This window comes from Pontibacter sp. H249 (assembly GCF_037892465.1).
Taxonomy (GTDB): domain Bacteria; phylum Bacteroidota; class Bacteroidia; order Cytophagales; family Hymenobacteraceae; genus Pontibacter.
The window spans coordinates 83,420-108,484 of sequence record NZ_JBBKTR010000008.1 but is presented as its reverse complement, the minus strand read 5'-3'; the positions used below and the strand labels follow the sequence as shown (position 1 = coordinate 108,484).

22 protein-coding genes and 1 other RNA gene are annotated in these 25,065 nt (G+C 46.1%); 10 read left to right on the top strand and 13 right to left on the bottom strand.

All coding sequences use genetic code 11. The annotated features are described in order from the left end of the window. Positions 1-19: 19 nt before the first annotated feature. From dcd to WG943_RS11770, 5 genes are all read right to left on the bottom strand, one after another. Positions 20-556: a dCTP deaminase gene (dcd, locus tag WG943_RS11790; RefSeq protein ID WP_340409193.1), complete on the bottom strand. Its 537-nt coding sequence runs from the start codon at positions 554-556 to the stop codon at positions 20-22. Positions 557-647: 91 nt separating this feature from the next. Further along, complete coding sequence (hemL, locus tag WG943_RS11785) at positions 648-1,940, bottom strand: glutamate-1-semialdehyde 2,1-aminomutase (protein WP_340409191.1); 1,293 nt, start codon at positions 1,938-1,940, stop codon at positions 648-650. Between the two features lie 30 nt (positions 1,941-1,970). Then, positions 1,971-3,671, bottom strand: coding sequence for an ABC transporter substrate-binding protein (locus WG943_RS11780; protein ID WP_340409189.1), 1,701 nt, complete (start codon positions 3,669-3,671; stop codon positions 1,971-1,973). Positions 3,672-3,764: 93 nt separating this feature from the next. Next, a complete protein-coding gene (gene guaA, locus WG943_RS11775; RefSeq protein WP_340409187.1) occupies positions 3,765-5,294 on the bottom strand; it encodes a glutamine-hydrolyzing GMP synthase in 1,530 nt (509 codons plus the stop codon). A 176-nt stretch (positions 5,295-5,470) separates the two neighbouring features. Further along, entirely contained in the window at positions 5,471-5,629 is a 159-nt protein-coding gene (locus WG943_RS11770) for a hypothetical protein (protein WP_340409185.1), read from the bottom strand. A gap of 658 nt (positions 5,630-6,287) precedes the next feature. Here WG943_RS11770 and ffs point away from each other — a divergent pair. The 7 genes from ffs to WG943_RS11735 all read left to right on the top strand — a co-directional run bounded on the left by ffs (position 6,288) and on the right by WG943_RS11735 (position 11,407). Then, an RNA gene (ffs, locus tag WG943_RS11765) (signal recognition particle sRNA small type) lies at positions 6,288-6,385 on the top strand. 113 nt (positions 6,386-6,498) lie between these two features. Next, entirely contained in the window at positions 6,499-7,155 is a 657-nt protein-coding gene (fsa, locus tag WG943_RS11760; RefSeq protein WP_340409183.1) for a fructose-6-phosphate aldolase, read from the top strand. A 105-nt stretch (positions 7,156-7,260) separates the two neighbouring features. Further along, positions 7,261-7,464 (top strand): fructose-6-phosphate aldolase, encoded by a 204-nt coding sequence (locus tag WG943_RS11755; RefSeq protein WP_340409181.1) that lies wholly within the window; start codon positions 7,261-7,263, stop codon positions 7,462-7,464. Positions 7,465-7,471: 7 nt separating this feature from the next. After that, on the top strand, positions 7,472-8,182 hold the full coding sequence (locus WG943_RS11750) for a cell division ATP-binding protein FtsE (RefSeq protein ID WP_340409180.1): 711 nt from the start codon (positions 7,472-7,474) through the stop codon (positions 8,180-8,182). Then, positions 8,172-9,056, top strand: coding sequence for a glycosyltransferase (locus tag WG943_RS11745; RefSeq protein WP_340409178.1), 885 nt, complete (start codon positions 8,172-8,174; stop codon positions 9,054-9,056). Before WG943_RS11750 ends, WG943_RS11745 begins: the two co-directional genes overlap by 11 nt. Positions 9,057-9,237: 181 nt before the next feature. Beyond that, positions 9,238-10,374, top strand: a complete 1,137-nt coding sequence (locus WG943_RS11740; protein WP_340409177.1) for a DegT/DnrJ/EryC1/StrS family aminotransferase — start codon at positions 9,238-9,240, stop codon at positions 10,372-10,374. Further along, entirely contained in the window at positions 10,367-11,407 is a 1,041-nt protein-coding gene (locus WG943_RS11735) for a Gfo/Idh/MocA family protein (protein WP_340409176.1), read from the top strand. The genes WG943_RS11740 and WG943_RS11735 overlap by 8 nt, the downstream gene beginning before the upstream one ends. Here the strand turns inward: WG943_RS11735 and WG943_RS11730 are convergent. The 8 genes from WG943_RS11730 to pseB all read right to left on the bottom strand — a co-directional run bounded on the left by WG943_RS11730 (position 11,402) and on the right by pseB (position 21,394). Beyond that, positions 11,402-12,892, bottom strand: coding sequence for a lipopolysaccharide biosynthesis protein (locus WG943_RS11730; protein ID WP_340409175.1), 1,491 nt, complete (start codon positions 12,890-12,892; stop codon positions 11,402-11,404). The two genes, WG943_RS11735 and WG943_RS11730, sit on opposite strands and share 6 nt — an antisense overlap. 156 nt (positions 12,893-13,048) lie before the next feature. Beyond that, the gene (locus WG943_RS11725) at positions 13,049-14,350 is read right to left on the bottom strand and encodes a polysaccharide deacetylase family protein (protein WP_340409174.1); all 1,302 of its coding nucleotides are present in this window, start codon (positions 14,348-14,350) and stop codon (positions 13,049-13,051) included. Between the two features lie 252 nt (positions 14,351-14,602). Further along, on the bottom strand, positions 14,603-15,880 hold the full coding sequence (locus WG943_RS11720) for a hypothetical protein (protein ID WP_340409172.1): 1,278 nt from the start codon (positions 15,878-15,880) through the stop codon (positions 14,603-14,605). 3 nt (positions 15,881-15,883) lie between these two features. Further along, positions 15,884-16,927, bottom strand: a complete 1,044-nt coding sequence (gene pseI, locus WG943_RS11715; protein WP_340409171.1) for a pseudaminic acid synthase — start codon at positions 16,925-16,927, stop codon at positions 15,884-15,886. An 8-nt stretch (positions 16,928-16,935) separates the two neighbouring features. After that, positions 16,936-18,417, bottom strand: a complete 1,482-nt coding sequence (gene pseG / locus WG943_RS11710) for a UDP-2,4-diacetamido-2,4,6-trideoxy-beta-L-altropyranose hydrolase (protein ID WP_340409170.1) — start codon at positions 18,415-18,417, stop codon at positions 16,936-16,938. Positions 18,418-18,422: 5 nt separating this feature from the next. Then, complete coding sequence (gene pseF / locus WG943_RS11705; protein WP_340409168.1) at positions 18,423-19,109, bottom strand: pseudaminic acid cytidylyltransferase; 687 nt, start codon at positions 19,107-19,109, stop codon at positions 18,423-18,425. After that, a complete protein-coding gene (gene pseC, locus WG943_RS11700; protein WP_340409167.1) occupies positions 19,109-20,299 on the bottom strand; it encodes a UDP-4-amino-4,6-dideoxy-N-acetyl-beta-L-altrosamine transaminase in 1,191 nt (396 codons plus the stop codon). Before pseC ends, pseF begins: the two co-directional genes overlap by 1 nt. A gap of 75 nt (positions 20,300-20,374) precedes the next feature. Then, positions 20,375-21,394, bottom strand: coding sequence for a UDP-N-acetylglucosamine 4,6-dehydratase (inverting) (pseB, locus tag WG943_RS11695; RefSeq protein ID WP_340409165.1), 1,020 nt, complete (start codon positions 21,392-21,394; stop codon positions 20,375-20,377). Between the two features lie 264 nt (positions 21,395-21,658). Between pseB and WG943_RS11690 the strand changes: the two genes are divergently transcribed. The 3 genes from WG943_RS11690 (at position 21,659) to WG943_RS11680 (ending at position 25,001) form a co-directional block, all read left to right on the top strand. Further along, entirely contained in the window at positions 21,659-22,750 is a 1,092-nt protein-coding gene (locus tag WG943_RS11690; protein ID WP_340409163.1) for a glycosyltransferase family 61 protein, read from the top strand. A gap of 137 nt (positions 22,751-22,887) precedes the next feature. Further along, positions 22,888-23,493, top strand: coding sequence for a hypothetical protein (locus WG943_RS11685; protein ID WP_340409162.1), 606 nt, complete (start codon positions 22,888-22,890; stop codon positions 23,491-23,493). Between the two features lie 557 nt (positions 23,494-24,050). Further along, the gene (locus WG943_RS11680) at positions 24,051-25,001 is read left to right on the top strand and encodes an NmrA/HSCARG family protein (RefSeq protein WP_340409160.1); all 951 of its coding nucleotides are present in this window, start codon (positions 24,051-24,053) and stop codon (positions 24,999-25,001) included. Positions 25,002-25,065 lie beyond the last annotated feature (64 nt).

Here is a 25,065-nt window from a genome sequence, read left to right as displayed (position 1 = left end):
CAGATAAAAATGTACCAGGTTACCACTCGTTCATCCACATCATAGATTCAACCGGAGTGATTGTTCGGTTATTATACTTTGCGTTCTGTTTCTTGTTATAATAGTTCTCAATGCCTCCTTTTACCTCGAAATAAATTAGCTGACCAATAGGCATGCTATAATATACACGCACAGGCTGTGATACAGAAATTTCGAGCGTCCAGGTGTTACAGAAGCCTACATCGCCTTTACCGGCTGTAGCATGTATATCTATACCCAAACGACCTACGCTAGACTTACCCTCTAAAAACGGTACGTGGGCATGTGTTTCGGTATACTCTAGGGTAACGCCCAAGTATAAACGACCAGGTTGCAGCACATATCCTTCTTCAGGTATTTCAAAGGTATCAATTTCGTTGTGTTTACGGGCATCCAGCACTTCGTCTTTATAAGTTGCCAGGTAGCGGCCCAAGTGCACGTCGTAGGAGTTGGTGCCGAGGCAAGCGCGGTCAAAAGGCTCCACTAGGATGGCGCCTTTCTCCATCTCCTCTAAAATCTGCTTATCAGTTAATATCATAAGGGTAAAGAAAATACAGAGTAAATGTAATCAAATCAGGCGACAGATTTTAGCTGTTCAATCTAATTTGATTTTTAAAATAAAAAATGCTTTAAACAGCTTCTTTTAAAGCTTCCAGGTTAGCTTTAATATATTCGTCTGCTATACTATCGGTGATAGCGGTAGATACAAATAGGGCCTCGTACTGCGAAGGAGCTAAGTAAACCCCTTTCTGCAACATGGCATTAAAGTAACGTCCAAAAAGAGCGGTGTCAGAGGTCTTCGCACTCTCGAAATCTGTTACAGGATTATTTGTAAAGAAGATGCTAAACATAGAACCTACTCGGTTAATCGTGTAGTTAATGCCTAATTGTTGCATGTTCTGCTGCATTCCGCTTACAAGTTTATCTGTTATGCTATTTAGCTGATTGTATACTTCTGGATGCTCCTTAAGGTAAGTGAGCATAGCCATGCCTGCTGCCATGGCAATTGGGTTACCGGATAAAGTACCGGCTTGGTAAACCGGACCAGCAGGTGCTACATAATCCATTATCTCTTTTTTGCCACCATAGGCGCCAACCGGCATGCCGCCGCCAATTATTTTGCCTAATGTGCTCATATCTGGAGTAACGCCGTAAAGTTCTTGCGCACCTCCTGGCGCTAACCGGAAACCTGTCATTACCTCGTCAAATATAAGGACGATCCCTTCTTGGTCACAGATGTTGCGCAGGCCTTGTAAGAAGCCCTCTGCTGGTGTAACCAAGCCCATGTTACCTGCAACCGGCTCAAGTATAATGGCCGCAATCTGACCTCTGTTAGCCTCTACCAGTGTTTTAACAGCGTCAAGGTTATTATAGGGTGCTGTAAGTGTGTCGTTGGCTGTACCTTTTGTTACGCCCGGGCTATCCGGAACGCCCAGGGTAATGGCTCCGCTTCCAGCAGAGATTAGGAAAGAGTCGCCGTGGCCGTGGTAGCAGCCTTCAAATTTAATAATCTTGTCGCGACCTGTATAGCCACGTGCCACACGTATAGCCGACATAGTTGCCTCTGTACCAGAGTTCACCATGCGTACTTTTTCTATACTTGGTACCATGCTGATGATCAGCTCTGCAATCTCGATTTCTTTTCGGGTAGGGGCACCAAAAGATAAAGAATTTGGAATAGCTTTCTGCACGGCCTCCTGTACCACCTCAGCTGCATGGCCCAGTATCATTGGTCCCCAAGAGTTTATGAAGTCAATATAACGGTTACCGTCTTCATCAAACATATAGGCTCCTTTTGCCGAAACCATGAAACGTGGATTTCCTCCTACCGCTTTAAATGCTCGAACAGGAGAGTTTACTCCTCCTGGTATACTATTTTGAGCTCGTGAGAAAAGTTCGTTACTGATTGGTGCTAGTATCATATGTGTATTAATTCTGTTAGAATTTCGTAATTAAAATACTGGGTTTACTACTGTTAATTGTAGGTTGTCGAGTTTAGTTATGGGCACAAACTGGTTGTCTTGGCGGATTTCGTTTCTGGAGTTTGTGTCTGTGTAGCCAAGGCCAGAGTAGAACACACCAGGTCTTACTCCTGTAGCCTGCATCTGCTGGTTAAACTGTGGGCCATACTCCTGTAGCATTCTGCCAAAGTAGTACATCATTTCAAAACCGGCATAGGCATAAGCTGATGGTGCCATGTTATACTTGCTAACATACTTTCTGCGGAACCAGTTGTTAGTTGAGCTCTGCTTGTTTATAAACTTTGGACTTATAAAGTATACTTCCAAGTTGTCTAATTGACGCAGCGTTAACTGGCCGATATCCAGCCATTTTTCATAGGTAACAATGGGTAGGGTAGAGGCTTTGCTCTGCACTACACTTGTAGCGTTTACGGCAGCCGTCATTTTATCTGAAAAAACAGCCAGGTGGCCCAACTCATCAAGATTAATGCTCTTGAATAATGTAGAGGTTGCAGTTGCCTGGCTGGAGTTTACTTTGCGATAGGTTCTTACTTTACCTCCAAGTTTAATAAACTGCTGGCGGTAATAATATGCAAAGGTGGTGTCTTCTTTCGCGTTCTCAAATACGATGGCCGCAGTTTTGGGAGTAAATGTTTGGTAAGCATACGTTGCCGCCTGTTTTGCCTGTGTTGCGACAGAAGACTCAAATAAAAATGCATTAGTGTTGCCCCGTACCATCTCCAGGTCCTGTGAAAGTGGGTTAACAACGTTTATACTATTTTGCGCTGCAAAGCGAGCAGCCATTTTAGCCGTAGATCTGTAAACTGGACCGATCAGCAAATCCATTTGTTTTAGCTCCGGCAGGTCTAGTACACGTTTTACGCTCATGGTATCGGCGCTTGTGTCGTAATTGTACAGGTTTACAGTTATACCTTGCTTCTGCAGCGAGTCCTGGGCTAGCTTTATACCAGCATAAAGATCCGTGATAAATTGGTTTTTGCGGGCGGTTTGCTGCAAATCCTGGTTTAGCTGAAAGGGGAGGAGCAGTGCTACGTTAAAGCCTTGGTTACTCAATGCCTCTTTGCTCAGGTAGCGCTTACGATCAAGGTTGTGGCGTGCTACAATGTTTTCCAGCGTTCTTCTATCCTGAGGGCGGTACCAGCCTCCAATAAGTTTATCAGCAAATGCCTGGGCTAATGCTTTATCATTCTGGTTGCGCTGAAGTAAAGCTTCAAATGTAGTCCTGTCGTTCAGCTTGCTTAAGTAATAGCGTTTTAGGCCTTCTGCTTCAGCGGCCAGAGGTGTACCCTGCAGTTCCTGCAATTTACTAAGTGCTCTTTCGTAATCGTTCTGCTCAAAAAGTATGTTGGCTAGCAGGTAATCCGCATCATTCATACTTTCCCACTTAGGATGGTTATTCTGCAATTGCAGCAGCATCTGGTAAGCTTGATCCAGTTTATACCCTTTAAGTGCAGCCAAGGCATAAAAGTACGAAGCTTCGGGAGCATAGGCAGTAGAGCCGCTTGTAAGTGGTTGCAATTCGGCCATGGCTTGGTCATACTTTTGCTGTTGCAGCAGTACTTTACCGTTATTGTATGTTGTTGCCGGGTCTTGTACCTGTGCGTAGGCTGGAAGTGCCAGCGCACTTATAAGTAATAAGCCTGCTATTCTTTTCCTGAAGCTTCTGTTCATAAATTAAACTTTTTGAAAGAGCAAATGAGTGATTGAGTGAACAGTTTAAATTTTATTCACTCAATCACTCATTTAAAATTCACTCATTTATACTTATTCCCACTCAATAGTTGCCGGTGGTTTTGAGCTTATGTCGTAAACTACGCGGTTAACGCCTTTTACTTTGTTGATGATCTCATTCGACACATCTGCCAAGAATTCATACGGCAATCTGCTCCAGTCCGCTGTCATACCATCTATACTTGTAACGGCACGAAGAGCTACCACATTTTCGTATGTGCGCTCATCACCCATCACACCCACCGATTGTACCGGCGTGAGTATAGCTCCAGCCTGCCATACTTCATCATACAAGCCATCTTTTTTCAGGTTGCTGATAAAGATGTGGTCTACCTGCTGCAATATGTGCACTTTTTCAGGTGTAACGTCGCTAAGTATACGTATGGCAAGGCCCGGGCCCGGGAAAGGATGGCGGCCAAGTATGGCATCATCAATTTTAAGTGCTTTACCTACCAAACGAACTTCGTCTTTAAATAATGTCTTCAGCGGCTCCACCACTTTAAGTTTCATAAAGTCTGGCAACCCACCCACGTTATGGTGCGACTTTATAGTAGCAGACGGGCCTTTCACGCTCATCGATTCGATTACATCGGGGTAGATGGTGCCCTGAGCCAGCCACTTCACATCCTCTATTTTGTGGGACTCTTCATCAAACACCTCAATAAATACTCTGCCGATGGCCTTGCGTTTCTGCTCCGGGTCTTTTAAACCTGCCAGGGCAGTATAAAACTTGTCTTTTGCATCTACACCTTTCACATTCAGGCCCATGTGCTGGTAAGAGTCCAGTACCTGCTCGAACTCTCCTTTGCGCAGTAAACCGTTGTCCACAAAAATGCAGTACAGGTTTTTGCCAATAGCCTCGTGAATTAGCATGGCAGCCACGCTGGAATCCACACCTCCAGACAGGCCAAGTACTACCTTATCGTTACCTAGTTGTTGCTGCAGGTCGGCCACAGTGGCATCTATAAACTGCTCAGAGGTCCAGTCTTGCTGGCAACCGCAGATATGCACCACAAAGTTACGAAGCAGTGTCTTACCTTCTTCAGAGTGGGTTACCTCCGGATGAAACTGAATGCCGTAGGTTTCCTGATCGCGGAGTTTATAGGCAGCAACGCGTACGCTTTCTGTGCTGGCAATAACCTCGATATTATCTGGTATTTCTTTAATGGTATCACCATGCGACATCCATACTACCGAGCCTAAAGTAAGTTCTTTCAGCAGCCTATCGTGGTTGTGAAGTTCGCTGATACGTGCACGGCCATACTCACGAATGGTAGATGGGGTAACTTCACCGCCTAATTCCTGTGCCATAAGCTGTGCACCATAGCATACGCCAAGTACAGGAGCCTTACCAAGGTACTGGTTCAAGTCGATGGTGGGGTGTTCCTGGTCGCGCACCGAGCAAGGGCTACCTGAAAAGATAACGCCTTTCACGTCTTCGGTTAAGGCTGGAACATTATTGTAGGGGTATATTTCGCAATATACGTTTAGCTCGCGCACCCTTCTGGCAATTAGCTGGGTGTATTGGGAGCCAAAGTCGAGGATGAGAATTTTTTCTGGCATGCGCAAAGGTAAGGCTGTTTTATAGTAATTGCCAACAGATTCTGTTTTTTGATTGAATTGGTGGTTGGAGATAGAGTAGCAGGGGTATTTTATACTTATACTTTGACCTTCCTGTCGAGCTGCTGTGTCTCATATTCTTACATGACTAAACTTCTTGCTATTTTATCGAGCTGACTTTATTGCTCAGTCTTACTTGTGTCTTGTTTCATCTCTGGCTTTGGTGTGCTCAAGGCCGCAAGGCCTCGTCCTCGGGCATCGCGCTGCTTTCGCTTCCTTTGCTCCTGCGTCGCAATGCCTCGCTGAAGCTCGTCACCGGAACCTCTCGAGGCGCTCAACCCAAGGACTGGGATCGAAACTTCTTAGCTAGCGGCCGTTGCGAAGGAGACAAAGTATAAATTACTGTTGATGCTATAAAACGACGGCTTTGGCCAGGTGCATAAATGACGGTCCACTGTTCGAGCGTTCAGCGAGTTTGGAGCGTCTTGATTCTTTTGCTTACTTTTCTCATCAAGGAGAAAAGTGAGGCCCAGCCGGCGAGGCGAAAAGCTGGCTACACACAGATAAGCTTCTACTCAGAAATATTTCCTTTTCATAGCCATTGCTTCACCTCCCTTTTACCAAAATCCTTACAAAATGACAGTGAAGGAGAAAATTATACTTCTGCAAGCTGAAAGCTTGCCCCATACTTAGCCACAAAATGGAATCTCGCGGCAGGAGATAGTGGAAGTGAAGCAGTCCGGCGCTGCAGATAGGGGGACAAGGATGTCCCCGGCAGATAGGTCCCGGACAAGGAAGTCCGGAACAGCAGAAGGGTGGAGCTAGAATAATTAAACCCGTCATTCATCTAATCCCATAAATCACTTCGATCCCCTTAATCACCGGTCAAAAATCTTTTTCCCGCTGACCATCAACAACAAACCAGCGAATTCAGTCAAAAACCAAACTTTATCCTGTAAGCCATTTGCTTTGAAATAAAAACTTCGTACTTTTGTAACGGCAAATCGGCACGGCCAGCTCCTGCTGAACTCCCCCAGGACCGGAAGGTAGCAAGGGTAGGCGGTCGTAGCGGCGCGATGTCGGTTTGCCACTTTTTTTTGCCCATACCCCAACGGGCCACCTCAATTCCCAAATTTCACACTATTACTTTCCGGATTCTAGATTAATGCGTTAGATTTGTAGGTATAATCCACCACACTTCAGCATTATGAAATTCTTTATCGATACTGCAAACCTGCAGGAAATTCAGGAAGCGCACGATCTTGGCGTATTAGATGGCGTTACAACTAACCCATCATTAATGGCAAAGGAAGGCATCTTCGGCCACGACAATGTGATGGCGCACTACAAGCAAATCTGCGAGATCGTAGACGGCGACATCAGCGCTGAGGTAATTGCAACTGACTTTGAGGGCATTGTACGCGAAGGCGAGATTCTTGCTGAACTGCACCCGAACATCGTTGTAAAAGTGCCTATGATCCGCGACGGCGTAAAAGCCATCCGTTATTTTAGTGAAAAAGGTATCAAGACAAACTGTACACTGGTATTCTCAGCTGGCCAGGCATTATTAGCAGCTAAGGCAGGTGCTACATATGTATCTCCGTTCATTGGCCGTCTGGATGATGTGTCTACAGATGGTTTGCAGTTGATCGAGCAGATCGTTCACATCTACGGAAACTACGGTTACCAGACACAGGTATTAGCAGCCTCTGTTCGCCACGTAATGCATTTGGTGCAGTGCGCAGAACTTGGAGCTGATGTTGTAACATGTCCGCTAAAAGTGATCACTGGCCTGCTAAAGCATCCGCTAACTGATAGCGGACTGGAGCAGTTCCTTGCTGACCACGCAAAAGGAAACAAATAAGTTAATTACGAGTTACGAATTACGAATTAGGGGTAGCTTCCGGAGTATTTATTTTCTTAGCACTCCTAATTCGTAATTCATAATTCATAATTCGTAATTCACCTCATGTACATCATCAAAGTCAAAGGCAAGGCAAAAATTCCGGATTATATCCAACTTCGGGATGATAATTTTGTCTTAATTGCCTATTTTAGAGCTGACAGACCCCTTAAAAACCTGGACCGTTATGGCCTGGATGGAAAAGAGGAGGCGCTTGCTGCACTTATCGAATCATTGGAGTTTGGTAAACTGCAGAAATTAGATATTTAACCCTTATATGAGTTTTTCTACTTCTACTGTGGTTTCGCTTCGCGAGGTTGCCGTATATCAGGATGTTAATACTGTTCTTAGCAATGTCAGTTTTGATATTGATAAAGGAGAGTTTGTATACTTAGTTGGGCGCACAGGAAGTGGAAAGAGTTCTTTACTCAAAACCCTCTATGCTGACCTACCTCTATTGACAGGTACAGCTTCAGTGGCAGATTTTAATATTTCGAAGCTGCCATTAAAACAAGTACCCTATCTTCGTCGTAAAATCGGTATTATTTTCCAGGATTTCCAGCTCTTGTTCGATAGGACAGTTGCAGAGAACCTGTCTTTTGTATTGCGTGCAACTGGCTGGAAAGACAAATCTAAAATTAAGCAACGCATTTCTGAAGTTTTAATGCGTGTAGGATTAGATGCTGCTGCCAATAAGATGCCTCACCAGTTATCAGGAGGTGAGCAACAGCGAATTGTAATTGCAAGGGCGCTGCTAAACGAACCAGTTATACTTTTTGCCGATGAGCCAACCGGTAACCTTGACCCAATGGTAGCCGATGGTATCATGAAGCTGTTTGAAGAAATTAATAACAGCGGTACTGCCATTTTGATGGCTACCCATAATTACGAAATCATAAACAGATACCCGAAACGCGTACTAAAGTGCGAGAACGGGAAAGTACTTGATTCTAAAGTTGAGCAATTCACTTTAACGAATGGTTACTGAGGTATCTATACTCATTCCTGTTTTTAACCAGGATGTGACGGCAATGGTATATACGCTTCTTGCACAGTGCAAGCGGCTTGCCATACGTTACGAAATCCTGCTGTATGATGATGGGTCTGAGGAAGGTATTAAAATCATAAACCGGCCGCTGGCAAAGCAAGAAGGAGTAGTTTATTTTGAGCTACCCCAAAATATTGGCCGTGCCGCCATCCGCAATAAACTGGCAGCTAATGCAAAGTATAGCCACTTGCTCATGATGGACAATGACTGCCTGCCGGTGTCTCCAAATTTTGTTAAAAATTACTTAGATGCTGCTCACAAATCTGATGTGATAATCGGAGGAATGATTTACGCAGATGTACCTCCTCCTGCACAGTATAGACTTAGATGGAAATACGGACAGAAAAGGGAGGCATTGTGTTATAGTAAACGCAACAAAGATCCTTATAAATCTTTCTTTTTAAAAAATGTGTTCATAAAGAAAGAGGTGCTGCACGCCCACCCCGTGCCAGAAGTTGTAACGAAATACGGCCACGAGGATACCTTGCTAGGGTTAATATTGCAGAAAAACGGGATTCGTGTTTTACACCTTTATAACCCGGTAATGCATACTCAGCTGGAAACCAATGAACACTATATCAAGCAAACCTCTGAGGCTATACAAATGCTGAAAGTGCTTAACCAGCACTACCCAATGCACAACATCAACCTTGTTAAATGTGCTTTTCTGTTAAAGCGAATGAGGGTTGCCAATTTGTTTACGCTAACTTTTGGAGCTTCTGAAAAGCATGTGCTAAAAGCCTTAACAGCAGGTTACGGCAGCGTGCTTCTATTTGATCTATACAGGCTTTACCTTTTCTGTAAGCTAAATTAAGGCAATCGCTCCAATCAGTAAATGTTCGTGCTTTTACTAATGTATTTGTTGGCCTGTAAGTATCAACGTAGCAGCAGTAAATACACTACTAACATTTTAATAGCTGTTAAGTAAGCAAACTACCACTACAAATTTCCAGCTTTACTTATCTTTGCTTAATTTAACCTGTAAATAAGCCAGCATGGAAGATATAAAGATGGTTGACCTGAAAGCGCAGTATGCCAAGCTTAAGCCAGAGCTTGATGCCGCTTTTAGTGCCGTGATGGAAAGTATGGAATTTATTAATGGGCCACAGGTAGCAAACTTTGCACGCAGCTTAGAAAATTACTTGCAGGTGCGCCACGCTATACCTTGCGCCAATGGTACCGATGCGCTGCAGATAGCTTTGATGGCCCTGCAGCTGCCAGCTGGCGCTGAAGTTATTGTGCCGTCTTTTAATTATGTTTCTGGGGCAGAGGTTGTAGCATTATTGGGCTTGAAACCGGTGTTTGCTGATGTGTTGCCAGATACGTTTACCATTGATCCGGCTTCGGTTAAAAGAATGATTACTCCAGCCACGGCAGCAGTTATTCCGGTGCATCTTTTTGGCCAAGGTGCCGCTATGCACGAAATCATGCAAATCGCGCATGAGTATAATTTATATGTAATTGAGGATAATGCACAGTCGCTGGGGGCAGTGTATGTGCAGCCTGATGAGCACGAGGTGATGCTAGGAACAATAGGCCATATTGGTACAACCTCGTTCTTCCCATCTAAGCCTTTAGGCGGAATGGGAGACGGCGGTGCAGTGTTCACCAATGATGATAAACTGGCTGCAGTGATCCAGAAAATTGCAAACCACGGACAGAGTGAAAAGTATAAATTCTCAACTGTAGGAGTAAACTCAAGACTGGATACCTTGCAGGCTGCTATGCTGGACGTGAAGATAAAATATGTAGATGAGTATAACGCTGCCCGGCAGGAGATTGCACGCTTCTATAATAACGCCTTTGCTGAAACTGTTTCCATACAAGCGCCGCACCTGTCAGCAGATAGTTCTCATGTATACCACCAGTATACTATAACGGTAGCTCCTGAGCTTAGGGATGCCTTGAAAAACCATCTCCGCGACAACCATATACCTAGTATGATTTATTACCCGGAGCCATTGCACCTTCAGGAGGCGTATGCGTATTTGGGTTATAACGCCGGTGATTTTCCTGTATCTGAGCTGCTAAGCAAGAGTGTACTTTCTTTACCCATGCATTCAGAACTGAAGGAGGATCAGTTAACCTACATCTGTCAGCATGTGTTGGACTTTATGAAGAGCCATGGATAAAACCTCTACGCCAAAAATTAGGTTTGCAGTACTAGGGGTGGGCCATATTGGCCGCCGCCATGCGCAGCTTATTTCCCAGAACCCGGATGCTGACTTAGTCTCTCTGATTGATAACCGATCTGATTTTGCTCAGGAAGATGACTTTGTCGGCGTGCCCAGGTTCGCAAACTTAGAAGATTTTATACTTTCTGGGGTGGAGGCTGATGTGCTTTGTGTTTGTACGCCCAATTACCTGCATCACCCAAATACCTTAACCGCACTTAAACATGGAATGCATGTAGTCTGCGAAAAGCCCATGGCTTTGGAGGCAGCGCATTGCCACCAAATGATAGCCGCTGCAGAGACAGCTGAACGCCTTATCTTTTGTGTGATGCAGAACCGTTACAGTCCGCCGGCTGTGTGGCTGAAAGAGGTGGTGCAGAGCAAGGTGCTAGGGCAGGTATACCATGTGCAGGTAAACTGTTTTTGGAACCGCGACGAACGTTACTATATACCTGGCGGCTGGCGTGGTGTGGCTGCAAAAGATGGCGGCACCTTGTTTACACAGTTCAGCCATTTTGTTGATATGCTGTACTGGCTTTTTGGCGACATTCAAAATATAAGTGGGCAGTTCAAAAACTTTAACCACATTGGCTTAACTGATTTTGAGGACAGCGGTTATCTGCAGTTCGAGTTTGAGCAAGGCGGTTTTTGCACATTTAACTTTACGACAGCGGTGCACTCTCAAAACCTGGAGAGCAGCATCACGATTATTGCTGAAAACGGAAATATAAAAGTTGGCGGGCAGTACATGAACAGCGTAGAGTACTGCGATATTCGCAACTATACTTTGCCTGAGTTAAAACCTTGCCTCCCTGCTAATAACTATGGCAACTATACTGGAAGCGCAGCTAACCACCAGTTTGTTTTCGAGAATGTAATTGCAACGCTTCGCCGGCAGACAACCGCCACTACCAATGCACAAGATGGACTTAAAGTAGTAGAAATGATTGAGCGAATGTATGAGTTAAAAGCTACAGCTGTACATTTATAATTTCCAACCGGTTACGCTAAACACGATCTTTTTCAGCCACTCATTCATTTCAGGGTATACTTTTAGCCCAATCATAAGCCCACCGTATATTGCTGTTATCATAGCTGAACGTACAAGTATATCTAAAATCGCATTGCCGAGGTACGGCAGCAAATACGAAGCACCTAGTGCCACACCGGCAATAATGGTTATAGTTAATGAACTCCACGCAAAGGGCTGCATCTTGTAAATGTACTGCACAAAGAAAAGCCTCGCCAGGTTGATCGTAGCATAAGAAATCATGGAGGCCAAGGCAGCGCCATTTATACCATATAGCGGTATAAAGTAATAGTTTGTCCAGATGGTAAGTATGGCCAGCACAATGTTAAACAACAGATCCCATCTATACTTCTCGGAGGTTGCCAGTATAATGCCGTTAATGCCGGTTGCCAGGTCTACGATACGAGCCATCGACAAGAAAAGCACCACGTACTTTCCTGCCCGATAAGTTTCCGGCATAAAAGAGAATAGGTTATCAATATTAGCCCAAATCCCCACGAACAGCAGCAAGCCTACAATCATGTTTATGACAGTGATCTGCTTGTACAGCTTCTCCATCTTTACCATGTTCTGCTCTTTCCAATACTCGGCCACCTGCGGAAAAGCAATCTTAAATATGGAGCGTGCCGGAATCATGATGGCACTTGTCATGAAGAAAGCCGTGGTATAAATACCGTTGTCGCTGAGGCTGTAGGAGCCGATCATTACCTGGTCTACGGTGGTGATAATGGTAACCGATATATTACCCAAAAACGTGAAGAAGCCATAGTATAGCATTTCGCGCAATGGTATCATCTTTAGCCCAGACCAGCTTGGAAGTATAAACAGCTGCTTCAGCCACAAAGTATACACCACCAGCACCAGCGCAATTGCAGAGTTTATGCCAATGTATAGCTGTACGAACTGGTGAAAGTCCATCCAACCCAGCGCATAAACGGAGATAAGTAGAGTAGTGAGAATCCTGAGCAGGAAATCCTGCACAAAAGAGGAGACAATCGTTTTAAAAAGCGATCGTAAGTATGCCGTAAATAAATTAAACAGCAGCGTAAACAGCGAAAGCGGGATAATATAGTAGTAGTAATCTATTAGCAGCCGTGAACCTGGGTCGTCGTAATAATTCATTACGACAGGCTTAAACAGCAGGAAGAGTCCTGATACTACCGCAAAGCCTATCATGGGCACCGACAGCAGCAGGAAAAGAAAACCATGGTGCTTCTGATCTTTGTTCCTAAAATATGGGAAATAGCGTACGCTCATGTTTACGAACCCAAGGGCCGAGAACTGCGCAAACATCATCGATATTGAAATGAGCAAACGCGTAAGGCCTACCTCATCCTCGTTTAGGAAGTTCGGGAAAAGCAGGATGGTGTTTACATACCCGATAATAATTCCGGCATAGGAGATAACGGTGTTCCAGATGCCTTCGCGCTGTAAGGTTTTACTCATTGGCTACAGTTGGAAACCGCAAGTAAGTTAAAAGTTTAGAGTTATGAGGTAAAAGTTTATACTTAAGTATTGTAACGAACGCAATCAGACCTATTTAGAAAATTAATTATCTATAATGAGATCGTCCACTTTACTAAAAATTTACTTCCAAACTTGCTAACTTTCTACTTCTCTAATACTGCTCGCAGCCTCTGCACAAGTCAGGAAAGCGGTACCTTCGCTTCGAAGCTTTGCCAATATCTGCTCCAGCACCTGTCGCCAGGTTGGCGCTCCTTTTTCTACTGGGTATTCTGAGTAAGACGAGAAGTTCTCGTTGTGCCACAGCAATGTAAACAGTCCACCAAATCTGATTACCTCCTCAATAACAGGCAGTATAACTTCCATTGCCTTATCAGATTTTACGTCCATGTAGTTTATACTATAAAGAGTGGTATCCATGAGTATAAGCGGTAGCTCCACAAAGTCGGCAGCTTTACGTTTGTTAAAGTCGAAAGGGAAGAAGGGGTGGCAGAAAGAGTTACGGAAACCTAAGTGTTCAGAAAAGCCAAGGCTGGCATCGTATTCCAATTTACTTTGTTGCAGCACCTGCTCCGTATTTTCGGGTTGGTAGCAGAGGTAATGAAAGCGATTGCCCTTAACAGGCACGGGTAATTTACGCTGGTCTGCCTTTAGCTGCACCAAATCGTTGGAGGTGCCAAAACTACCGTGTAAGGCCACTTCATGTTCTGTTTCGGCTATAGCAGAAATAAGCTTTTGGTAACGCGGCTTGGTTACATCGTAATCTGCATTGGGGTAGCCGTTGTAGAACTGGTTACTTGGCAGGAAGAATAACGTTGCTTTTGCACCATACTTTTCTGATACTGCTGTTACTTCTGCAACATTGTTCCAGGCATCCTTGCCCACTGCTTTTTTGGCAAGTAAGGCAGCCACATTTTTAAACTCTGTTGCTTTAAAAGCTTGTTTTCCGGCGGCGCGCCAAGCGCTGTTCAGGCGGTCAATGTCGCTGGTAAGGCAGGTGGCAAACGGTTGGCTTCCCCAAAAATCATAACTTAAATCAACTTTGTGAACACGCTCCAGCACCGACTTAAGAATATCGAAGTAGTAGTTAACAACCGGCTTTGTAATGAAATTATACTTTGACTGAACACTAGCCTTGTAAGTATACCGTCTGAATTTGTCACGTTCAGGGCCATAGTATTCCTGCCAGCCACTTAACAGGTAAAAAGCAGAAGCAATAATATCATAATTTATACTAGCGGTACCGTTGTCGTGGTGCGTTACCAATTCCTGCTCGTTATCGGCATCAAAGAAAAAAGGGATTTGCACGCCTTTCCAGTCGCGCCATACTATTTGCTGTGGACGTGGCCTTTTCTGCTCAAAAAAGCCGCCGGCATACTTTTTTATACTTACCCGGCTTTTGTGAACTATGTCTTCTGCCGTGTCGTAATGGACAGGCAAATCTTTAGCCTTCGGAAAGAGAAGGTGAAAATGTTTGAGGATGTAATCTAGTTGGTACAATTTTCTTCAGTAATCAGGCCAGCTCATAATAATACTTACGAGTAGCTAATATGAATGATAATAGTTTTAACCGGTAGGCATACACCAAGCATACCAACCTTGGTTTTAACGCAAATGTTGAAGATAGATTTTCTTAGGTAACTAAATTTTTTGAGCAGAGAAGCTGGGATTGAGTAAAATATGCGTTACATGCTATTTTAAGATGAATTCTTTTAGGTGCTGTAATGCCAATTCACTGCTTCTGCCATCGTAAGGAGTGCCAACGGTGGCATTAAAGTACTGGGCACGTTTATACACTTCAGGCTTATCGTGGAGGTGCTGCAGCAGCATGTCGTGTAGCTTTGGGTAAGAAGTAGCCTCATTAACTAATCCCTTACTTATAAAACCGTAGTAATCGTGCAGCTCCTCAGATCGGTTCATGTTAAAGTAGATAGACCAAATATTTAGAAGCGCCGCCTCCAGGTGAATACCCGAATTTCCGCTGAGCAAAACATCCAGTTCTTTCAGAAAGTCAAAAGTAGGTACTTGCCTGCTGTTAGATAACTTAAGATTAGGGTAGGAGTGAAGTAACCTTTCGAAATTTCGACTGTCGCGAGGGTGCGGACGAACTATAACTGTAATCTCCGGGAAATCACCAGCCAGCTGGCTCGCAAGTGCCGTAATCTCTTCGGTAGCGTCCATCAAATTACAGCCAATACCGATAAATTTTATACTTTGACTGTGGTTACGATACTTCACAAAAGCATCTGCTTTGGGCATGCCTATTAACTCTACGCTGCCTGTTATGGCACCGCATTGTTTGTACTTCTCCAGCGCGTCCTGGCCTTCTAGTAAATTTAAATCATACTCCAGCGGAGGAAAGATCGGGCTTATACTGGCATGTTGAATGTAGGCTGTTTTAACGCCTGAGGCCTTTGCAGCCAGCAGCATGGCACGTGCATCAGCGTTATGGTCGTTTGCAAATACAATGACAGTTGGTTTATACTTTTGCAGTTTATCAAGGTATACTTCGTAAAACCCTACGGCATCAAAAAGTATATCTGTAAGGCGTTTGGTGCTTCGGTTTTTATACTTTAGGAAAGCAAAGCAGAGAGGCAGGAACTTATAGTAGTAAATAATTTTGCGGCGCAGCGAAATGCGTGCTACAGTTTGGTTATACTTTCCGATTTCCTTGCTTTGGCCTGCTACAAATACGGCATTAGGTAAGCCTTCTCTCAAAAAGTATAAACTGTCGTAGTTATTCTGGCTTACCACATAAAGCCATACTTTACCCTGTAGCTTTTCCGGTTGCTCTACCTGCTTAAACAAATTACCAATTAATCGCACCAAAGTATAACCTGCCATTTTTAGCAGGCGCTTTACAGGCGAGGTAGGGGAAACGGCAGCCTTGGCGCTTTCCGGAAGGTTTAGGAAACCCTCTGAAAAGTGCAAGTGAAGTATGTTACTATAGATGGCATACCATTTCTTCATGGGCTACACCATATCCCAGCTTAGTGGTGTACCGGCTTTTATGGCCTTGGAAGCAGGCTTCCCCAGCAACTGCTCAAAGTGCTTCGGCGCCAGCCCCAGCCCTGGGCGGATCACGCGGATGTTCTCTTTCGTAAAGGCCTCACCTGCGGCAATGTCTTTGGCCGCATAGACAGAGCGCTTGAACAGGCGGCTTTTCTCCTCTGCCCGCTGCACCCCGTACTGCACATGGCCCAGTGCCTGCCATGCCCGCTCAGACTCTAATACCAGAGCCTGCAGCTCCTGCGGCTCCAGCGAGAAGGCAGAGTCCACGCCTCCGTCGGCTCTCAGCAGGGTGAAGTGCTTCTCGATTACTGTGGCACCCAGCGCCACGGCAGCCACGGCGGCGCCCACACCCATGGTATGGTCCGAGAGGCCTACTTGTACCCCGAACAGTTCACGCATGTGCGGGATGGTCGCCAGGTTTGTGTTTTCAGGTGTAGAGGGGTAAGTGCTGGTACACTTTAAAAGTATAAGCTGCTCGCATCCGGCCTCACACAGCACGCGCACGCCCTCGTCCAGTTCGGTCAGTTTAGCTGCTCCTGTGCTCATGATCACAGGCTTTCCGGTAGCGGCCACCTTGCGAAGCAGCGGGTGGTCAGTGTTCTCAAAGGAGGCAATTTTATGTACTGGCGCACCTAGCTCTTCCAAAAAATCCACCGCAGACTCATCGAAAGGAGAAGAGAAGGCGATCAGGCCACGCTCCCTGGCTCTTTCAAATATAGGCTGGTGCCACTCCCACGGGGTATAAGCTTCTTTGTAGAGGTCGTACAGTTCCCGGCCCTTCCACAGCGAGTTCTCGTCCTCGATGGTGAAGGCACCCGGCAGTGTCATGGTGTCGGCGGTGTAGGTTTGCAGTTTGATGGCGTCGGCACCGGCGTCGGCGGCGGCATCCACTATGGCCAGGGCACGCTCCAACGAGTGGTTGTGGTTGCCCGACATCTCTGCAATAATAAATGGCCTGTGACCCGGGCCCACCAATCGGCCCGCAATGTTTATTTCCTGAATCATGTTTAAATCTAATTAATGCTCTGCGGGTGCAACTCAAAACGGTGCGCCTGCGGGAATTTCGGATCCGGAGTGCCGTAGCTGAAGCCGGCTTTCTCGAAGGCTCTTACCGAGGCCATGTTCTCCTGCTGCACCAGTCCCTCCACAAATTTAAGCTCCGGCTTTTGCTGCAGGAGCTTAGCAACGCCCTTCTGCAGGATCACGTGCCCAAGGCCTTTGCCCCTGAAGCCGGAGCCGATCAGGTAACTGATAATGGCTTTGCCGTTCAGAATCTCAAACCGGATATGGGCAGCCGGCTCTCCGGCAGCCTCCGCAATATAAAGCTTTGCCTGCTTATCTTCCAGTTTTGTGTGCAGCCAACGGGTGTGGCTCTCCAGAAGTATGGGATTCGGGTTAAATGAATTTTTGCGCACCTCCGGGTCGTTGGCCCATTCGAAGAGCAGCATCAGGTCGTTGGAGGTGGCCTCGCGCATGGTTATACCTGTTGCCAATGCCATGTTACAGAAAACCTTCATTAGCCTTTCATCCGACTTACCGTCGAAATACTGGCGCTGCGTTGTTACCGCCTGCTCAAAAGCAGTGGGCAAACCAGCTTTTATACTTCGTTCAATCTGCTCATACTTTTGCGCAATGCCGTTCTGCGTCAGGAAAGTATAAAGACTCTCTTGGTTATCCGCCGTCTGGAGCACGAAAAGCAAACCACCCACAGAAGCATACTCGTATGCTACGCCGCTGGCAGAGGTGATGGCAATGGCACAACTCTGCATGAGTTGGCACATCTCTTCGGCACTCAGGTTCTGGTGCAGGCTATACTTTCGGTTGTGGTGCAGCCACGTTTGCAATTCCGGCAGGTGCTGGTAGGCGCTGCCGACAATAACCTCTACCTTCTCTATACCCTGTACCTGCTTCAGGGCTTTTGCAATTTGCAGTGTATGGTTTTGCGGGTCTGCTCCGCCCAGGTTCAGGAACATGCTTACAGCGCCGGTCGGCAAAGACCTCTCGGCTTTGGCAGCTTCTAAGAAGGGCGGTCTGAGCAGGACATACTTTGGGCCCAGCAGAAGTTTGGTATAATCAGCCGTTTTATACTTTTCCGCTTTCACGCCACCAGCCTGGTTAAGTATGGCATCGGCTACAAAAGTATAGCCGTAAATATCGTCGATGCAGAAAAGCTGGCAGCCTTTGCGTTTGATACTTTGCTGATAGGCTGTGCTGAAGTTGTAGCCGTCCAGCACCACCAGCACGTCCTCGGCAATATAGGCATCAAGTTCATGTATAAACCGCTCCTCGTCGTGGTTACAGACCGGAAGTATGATCACTCCATCGCAGCTTTTCTTTAGCTGCTCCTGCAACTCCTGACTTGGGGCCTGAATGGCAAACACGCACTCAAAGTCGTGGCGCAGCATTTCTGCCAGTGCCAGCGAGCGTACCACATGGCCCAGCCCGATCTGGCTGTTGCCATCTGCTCTGAAAATGATGCGTGTTCTATTTGTCATTTGCCTTAGGGGTTTAGCAGTTGGTACTTCAGTTCGGCCAGTTTCCAATCAGTTAAGGTATCGATGTCCTGCACCTCTAGCTCGTCCAGTTCTACGGCTCCTGAGTTTTGTGTAAACAGGCTTTGCTGCTGCAGAAATCTGTCTACCCTGAACCAGTAAAACTGCCCTGCGTCGTGATAGGCTGCTGGCAAATCTTGTGAGCGACTGCTCATGTGCTCCGGCCAGTTCATCACAGCTTTGCCGTTTTCCATTTTCAGGCTCCGCCAGATCGGGTAGCTATACTTTACCACCGGAAACACCGTGTCCAGGTTATCTGCTGTCAGCTTCTCATGAGCTGCTACCAAGGCAGCCTTGCCCACAAGCGGGGCCGTGGGGTAGAGGCAGCAGGCAATAGCAAACACCCTGCCCTCAGCTTTATAGTTTTCCAGTACCTCGTTGAGTACGGCTGCGGTGGTGGCAAAGTCGTCGGCAGTTTTAGGAGATCTTAAAAAGGGTACCTTTGCGCCATACTTCGCAGCAACTTCGGCAATCTCCGCATCGTCCGTGGATACCATCACCTCCTCAAACAAACCTGACTGTAGCGCTGCCTCTATGGAGTAGGCAATAACAGGTTTGCCCAGAAAGTCCCTGATGTTTTTCCTGGGGATGCGCTTGCTGCCGCCTCGGGCCGGTATGATGGCGATGGCACTCACTAGCCCACAAACTCTTTAACCTTCTCGATCACGAACTCCTGCTCCTCCTGCGTCAGGCTGGGGTACATGGGCAGGCTCAGGCAGCCGGCGTAGTAAGCCTCGGCCTCCGGATAGTCTCCTTGCTTGTAACCAAGGTTGCGGTAGTAGGGCATCAGGTGCGCAGGAATGTAGTGCACCTGCGCGAAGATGTTGTGCCGGCGCAGGTAGTCGTACAGCCCAATGCGGTCCGCTACCTGAATAACATATAAATGATAGGCGTGGCCGGTGCCTTCAGCATCCAATGCCTCTGGGCTGGTGCCTAAGACAGTAATTCCATTGTAATTCTCAAAAGCATTATCGTATACTTTGGCGATGCCTTTTCTGCGGGCAAGGCCAGCCTCTGCGCGTTGCAGCTGCGAAATACCCAAGGCGCAGAGCATGTCCGGGATGCGGTAATTGTAGCCCAGCTCCTGCATCTCCATGTACCAGCCGCCGTGGTTCTCCTCCATCAGGTTCGGGTCGCGGGTGATGCCATGGGTGCGCAGCTTCAGCAGCTCCTGGTACAGCTTTTCGTCGTTAGTAGTTACCATGCCGCCCTCACCTGTGGCAATGTGCTTTACCGGGTGGAAGGAGAAAATAGCCAGATCAGCGTACCTGCCGTTGCCGCACATTTGCTTTTCGCCCTTGCTGTCGGTGAAGTAGCCGCCGGGTGCGTGGCAGGCATCCTCAATAATCCACAGCCCGTGCTCGTCGGCCAGTTGGCGGTATTCCTCCAGGTTTACCGGGTTGCCGGCAAAGTCCACGGGGATGATGCCGCTGTAGTAGCCTTTAGTTTTGCTCTCCAGTTTCTGGCGTACCTTGTTTATGTCTAAAAGTGCAGTTTTAGGATCAATGTCGGTGAATTCTACGGTGCCGCCGCAGTAGCGCACGCAGTTGGCAGAGGCCACAAAGGTGATTGGAGTAGTAAGGACTCTCGACTCTTTGTTCACGCCCAAAGCCATGGTGCACAGGTGCAGCGCGGCTGTGCCGTTAGAGCAGGCCACGGCATACTTTGCTCCCACGTACTCGGCGAAAGCCTGCTCAAACTCAAATACCTTCGGCCCTTGTGTCAGGAAATCCGATTGCAGGGTTTCCACTACCGCCGCAATGTCATCGTCGGTGATGTGCTGGCGGCCGTAGGGAATGGGGCGGTGCTGCTGTTCTGAGTTCATTTGTTCAGAAGTATGAATTCGTAACTAGAGACTATGAATGAAATCAATGTATCATTCATAGTTCATCAATAATAATTAAACGCTAAAGTGTTTATCCACGTGCTGCTTGATCTGCTCGCGCAACTGCTCCACGGTCAGCCACTCGGTGTTGGTACCGGAGTTATACTTGAAGCCAAGCTCGGTCATCTTGCCGTTGTGCGCCTTCAGGAACTCCTCGGTGCTCCAGATCGGGGTTGACGGAAGTATAACGTAGTACTTGTCCAGCTCCACAGTGTTCAGCGAGTCGGTCTCAGTGATCATCTCCTCGTGCAGCTTCTCGCCTGGGCGTATGCCCACTATTTCCTGCTCGCAGTTCGGTCCGATGGCCTCGGCCACGTCTGTTATGCGGTAGGATGGAATCTTGGGAACAAAGATCTCGCCGCCCCAATGGTGCTCCAGCGCATGAAACACCAGCTCCACGCCCTCCTCCAGGGAGATGTTAAAGCGGGTCATGTCCGGGTGGGTGATCGGCAGCACGCCTTCCTCGCGTTTCTTCAAGAAGAACGGCACCACAGAGCCCCTCGATCCGATCACGTTGCCGTAGCGAACCACCGAGAAACGAATGTCGCGCTTGCCACGCATGTTGTTGGCCGCCACAAACAATTTATCAGAGCAAAGCTTGGTAGCACCGTACAGGTTAATCGGGGCAGCGGCCTTGTCAGTAGATAGCGCCACCACGTCCTTCACGCCAGTGTCAAGGGCAGCGTTGATGATGTTCTCGGCGCCCAGCACGTTGGTCTTGATGCACTCCATCGGGTTGTACTCGGCGGCCGGCACCTGTTTCATGGCAGCGGCGTGCACAATAATGTCGATACCCTCACAGGCACGCTTGAAACGCTCCGCATCGCGCACATCCCCGATAAAATAGCGGATGGAGTTATACTTGCTATGCGGGAAAGTCTGCGACATCTCAAACTGCTTCAATTCGTCGCGCGAGTAAATTACCAGTCGCTTCACATTCGGAAACCGCTGGTACACCATCTCCACGAACTTCTTCCCAAACGAGCCTGTGCCGCCCGTAACCAATATAGCCTTGTTGTTAAGGTCTAATGCCATGCTCAAAATTTATGCTTTATACCACAGGTGAATTATAGTCACCCATTCTGCTGCAAGTTAAATATTATGTAGATGAATTGCTGATTGTTTATTATTAATTGTTGGATCAAGATTTTAAGGATTAAAAAGTATAAACAGTATTGAAATCCCAAAATATTCATTCAATCACTCATCCACTCATTTAAAATTGAAAACTCTCTAACTCCTAAACTCTCTAACTTTTTAACTTTATTCCCTATCTTTCCGGCTATACTTCCAATCAAGATGTTAAAGAAACTGCTGTTTAAGCTGCTGCATGGGGCTGGTTATTACTTTCGTTATACTTCGGTGCTGCATCACCCGGGCAAACAGGTAATGGCACCGAGTGTGGTACAGCAGTTTAATGAGGAGGAGCGGGCTTTTTTGGAGCAGTCGGCGGAGAGCTTTAACTACAGCATAGATTATAGCCTGGGCTATCGCACTAAAGCACAGTACCTGGTGCACCTCCGCAATGTAACTTTTCTAGGTAATTCCGGAGCTGTGGTGCAGGAGGGGAAACTGGTGGTGGAGTCGGTGTTTGATGTGAGTCGCTTAGCCAAATCGCCTGCCTTTAAAACACCTGCCTTGTTGCTGCCAAAATATAAAAGTGGGCTTTATACGTCGGTGCTGCACCTGCCCTGGGCCGAAAACAACAACTACCATTGGTTTTTTGATTGCCTGCCACGGCTATACTTTCTCCTGAACACGGTGCAGGAATCTATAAAAATCATCATGCGTTCGGACTTGCCACTTTACCAGCTAGACACGATAAAGTTTATACTTGCCGACTACCCACAGGCGGAGCTGGTGTTTATTGGCAAACATGAGAAATGGCAGCTGGAGGAGTTTATACTTCCGTCGTTTATGGCTAACCCACAGAGTGGCTTTTTGCCGCAGCCAGTAGGGCAATGGCTGCAGGAGAAGATCTGGCGTGGCTACAAGGTACAGGCTGGAGTTCCTAAAAAGCGCATTTACGTTAGCAGGGCCAATGCTAGAACACGCCGTGTGTTAAACGAGCAGGAGCTGCTGCCAATACTCGCAAAGTATAACGTTGAGGTAGTACGTGCCGAAGAACTCACTTACCAGCAGCAGGTGCAATTGTTTTTTGATGCAGAAGTGGTCGTTGCCCCTCATGGCGCCGGACTTACCAACCTGCTTTTCTCGGAGCGGTGTAAGGTACTGGAGCTGCACCCGGCTAATTTGATCAAAACGCACTACTTCCTGCTATGCAAAGGCTTTGGTTTTGAGTATAGTGCTGTAGTGGGTACGGCAGGGGACAGGCTGGAGGATTATACTGTTGATGTGCGGGAGGTGGAGGCGTGGCTAAGTAGGCTGTAAAAATTTTGCTATGTTTAGGCTAGGAACTAGGCGGTTTATACTTTTAGGAAAGATAAATTTCCAGATATAGTGCAGATAGTAGGAGTAGGTACTCCTACTATACCATAGTTATGGCAAAGCTCAATTAAGGAAAAATAATGGAAACTACTTTTGGACTGATATTAATATTAATCATTACCTCTTGTTCTAATCTGAATCAGGATAACAATCAAAACACAATTACAGAAGTAAGTCCATTAGTTACTGCAGATTCGCTTCAATATAGAAGTGTTAAAGTTACTGCATCGGAAAGCCCAGAATCAGAAGAGTGTATTTTCGACCAAGCTACTCAGACAGATGAATTTCTAAAGGAAATTAAGGAATTAAGGGGATACAAATGGGACTATTCATCCCGCACAGCCACTTATATTTTAGAAACAGGTGATACTTTATTGTTAACCAGAGGCGGCTGTTATCATTTTACTGTGTCTGCAGAATTTAGGCTTAGAAATGATAAAACAGATTATTCAAATTGGAGCAATGTTTACCAAAAGAGCTTATGGATTGCTAAAGCCCTAAGCAAAGAGTTTCATTATGAAGAGTTGAAAAGAGATATTGATTTGAACAAAGTAACCATAGAAGATTATGGCTATGCTGAAGCAGCTTCTTTTGAAAATGAAATGTTAGTTGATAATGGTTATGTGATTGAAAGAAATCTGTATCCTAACAGGACAGTAATTAAACTAAGCAAAACAATTGATTAAAAAGCCAAAGCCATAACAAGACCTATAGTGCATAAACGCACCATAGCAGAGCCGTTGTATGTCAAATAAATTTATAGAATCTAAAGAGACAAAAGTATTTTACATGTAATTAAGTATGAACCGTTGCATCTTAATGTATAATGCTTTGAAGAAGAAATAAATACTGATGAAGATAGTATACTCCTTAATCCTGTTCATTGTAGGTCTTTTGATTATTTATGTGACTTATAAAGATGAAAAATCCAGAAAACCATCTTTAACAGTAAGCTATTTAATGCATATAAAAGGCTAAATTGGTGGTATAGCATTTATACTAATTGGTATTATGCTTTTGAAAGAAGTGTTAGAATAACTTCTTTCAACACTATATATAAAATACACTAAAATGTATTTTATATATAGTGTTACTCCTCCTTCTCAATACAAAACAATTCACCAACCATTCAAAGCCGATCACTAAATTTCTATACTCCTGTTCTTTAGAATGCGTTTCTGTTTCTGAACCTTACGTAATACACTATTATTTCTGGTTTATACTTGAAATTATTATAGAAAACATGGCTGATAAGAAAATCATTACAATATTTGGAGCAACAGGAGCCCAGGGAGGCGGGGTTGCACATGCTATCCTCAAGGACCCTAGCAGCGAGTTTTCTGTTCGTGCCGTCACTAGAAATCCTGAATCTGACAAGGCAAAGGAGCTGGTCAAGCTTGGGGCAGAAGTAGTAGCAGCAGACATAGACGACAAAGAAAGTATGAAACGCGTCCTAGAGGGTGCCTACGGAGCCTACTTTGTTACCTTCTTCTGGGCACATTTCTCTCCTGAAAAAGAGTACGCCGAAGCTAAAAGTATGGCCGAGGCAGCAAAAGAAGCAGGTCTGAAGCACGTGATATGGTCTACGCTGGAGGATACACGCCAATGGGTACCTCTGGATGATGACCGTATGCCGACGCTTCAGGAAAAGTATAAAGTACCGCACTTTGACGCCAAAGGCGAGGCAGACAAACTTTTTAAAGACCTGGGAGTACCTACTACTTTTCTAAGAGCTTCTTTTTACTGGGACAATTTTATCCACTTTGGTATGGGGCCTAAAAAAGGACCAGACGGCAAGCTATACATCACATTACCGATGGACGACAAAAAAATGGCAGGCATTGCCAGCGAAGACATTGGTAAATGTGCTTACGGCATCTTTAGAAGGGGAGAGGAAATGATCGGCAAAACCGTAGGTGTGGCTGGTGAGCAGCTGTCGGGGCAGGAGATGGCAGACAAGTTTTCAAAAGCACTCGGCAAGGAGATTCACTATAACAATGTCTCACCCGAAACTTACCGTGGCTTTGGCTTTCCGGGGGCAGACGATTTGGGTAATATGTTTCAGTTTTACCGAGACTTTGATGAGGTATGCAACAGCGTACGGGATGTGAGTCGCTCCAGGGAGCTTAATCCGGAGCTGAAGTCTTTTGATGCATGGCTGCAGGAGAATGCAGAAAAAATTCCGTTGGAGTAGTTGGCGCAGCTGAGTGTAAGAGAGTATAAAATAGATCTAAAACAGAAGGGCAGGCGTAGAATAC

What these genes read in the sequence shown, in the direction of transcription:
- pseB (WP_340409165.1), bottom strand. Translation starts at nt 21,394, where the DNA reads ATGGCATTAGACCTTAACAACAAGGCTATATTGGTTACGGGCGGCACA.
- pseC (WP_340409167.1), bottom strand. Translation starts at nt 20,299, where the DNA reads ATGAACTCAGAACAGCAGCACCGCCCCATTCCCTACGGCCGCCAGCAC.
- WG943_RS11680 (WP_340409160.1), top strand. Translation starts at nt 24,051, where the DNA reads ATGGCTGATAAGAAAATCATTACAATATTTGGAGCAACAGGAGCCCAG.
- WG943_RS11735 (WP_340409176.1), top strand. Translation starts at nt 10,367, where the DNA reads ATGGATAAAACCTCTACGCCAAAAATTAGGTTTGCAGTACTAGGGGTG.
- pseG (WP_340409170.1), bottom strand. Translation starts at nt 18,417, where the DNA reads ATGACAAATAGAACACGCATCATTTTCAGAGCAGATGGCAACAGCCAG.
- WG943_RS11780 (WP_340409189.1), bottom strand. Translation starts at nt 3,671, where the DNA reads ATGAACAGAAGCTTCAGGAAAAGAATAGCAGGCTTATTACTTATAAGT.
- WG943_RS11740 (WP_340409177.1), top strand. Translation starts at nt 9,238, where the DNA reads ATGGAAGATATAAAGATGGTTGACCTGAAAGCGCAGTATGCCAAGCTT.
- WG943_RS11745 (WP_340409178.1), top strand. Translation starts at nt 8,172, where the DNA reads ATGGTTACTGAGGTATCTATACTCATTCCTGTTTTTAACCAGGATGTG.
- dcd (WP_340409193.1), bottom strand. Translation starts at nt 556, where the DNA reads ATGATATTAACTGATAAGCAGATTTTAGAGGAGATGGAGAAAGGCGCC.
- WG943_RS11720 (WP_340409172.1), bottom strand. Translation starts at nt 15,880, where the DNA reads ATGAAGAAATGGTATGCCATCTATAGTAACATACTTCACTTGCACTTT.
- WG943_RS11730 (WP_340409175.1), bottom strand. Translation starts at nt 12,892, where the DNA reads ATGAGTAAAACCTTACAGCGCGAAGGCATCTGGAACACCGTTATCTCC.
- WG943_RS11755 (WP_340409181.1), top strand. Translation starts at nt 7,261, where the DNA reads ATGTACATCATCAAAGTCAAAGGCAAGGCAAAAATTCCGGATTATATC.
- pseI (WP_340409171.1), bottom strand. Translation starts at nt 16,927, where the DNA reads ATGATTCAGGAAATAAACATTGCGGGCCGATTGGTGGGCCCGGGTCAC.
- hemL (WP_340409191.1), bottom strand. Translation starts at nt 1,940, where the DNA reads ATGATACTAGCACCAATCAGTAACGAACTTTTCTCACGAGCTCAAAAT.
- guaA (WP_340409187.1), bottom strand. Translation starts at nt 5,294, where the DNA reads ATGCCAGAAAAAATTCTCATCCTCGACTTTGGCTCCCAATACACCCAG.
- fsa (WP_340409183.1), top strand. Translation starts at nt 6,499, where the DNA reads ATGAAATTCTTTATCGATACTGCAAACCTGCAGGAAATTCAGGAAGCG.
- WG943_RS11685 (WP_340409162.1), top strand. Translation starts at nt 22,888, where the DNA reads ATGGAAACTACTTTTGGACTGATATTAATATTAATCATTACCTCTTGT.
- WG943_RS11750 (WP_340409180.1), top strand. Translation starts at nt 7,472, where the DNA reads ATGAGTTTTTCTACTTCTACTGTGGTTTCGCTTCGCGAGGTTGCCGTA.
- WG943_RS11690 (WP_340409163.1), top strand. Translation starts at nt 21,659, where the DNA reads ATGTTAAAGAAACTGCTGTTTAAGCTGCTGCATGGGGCTGGTTATTAC.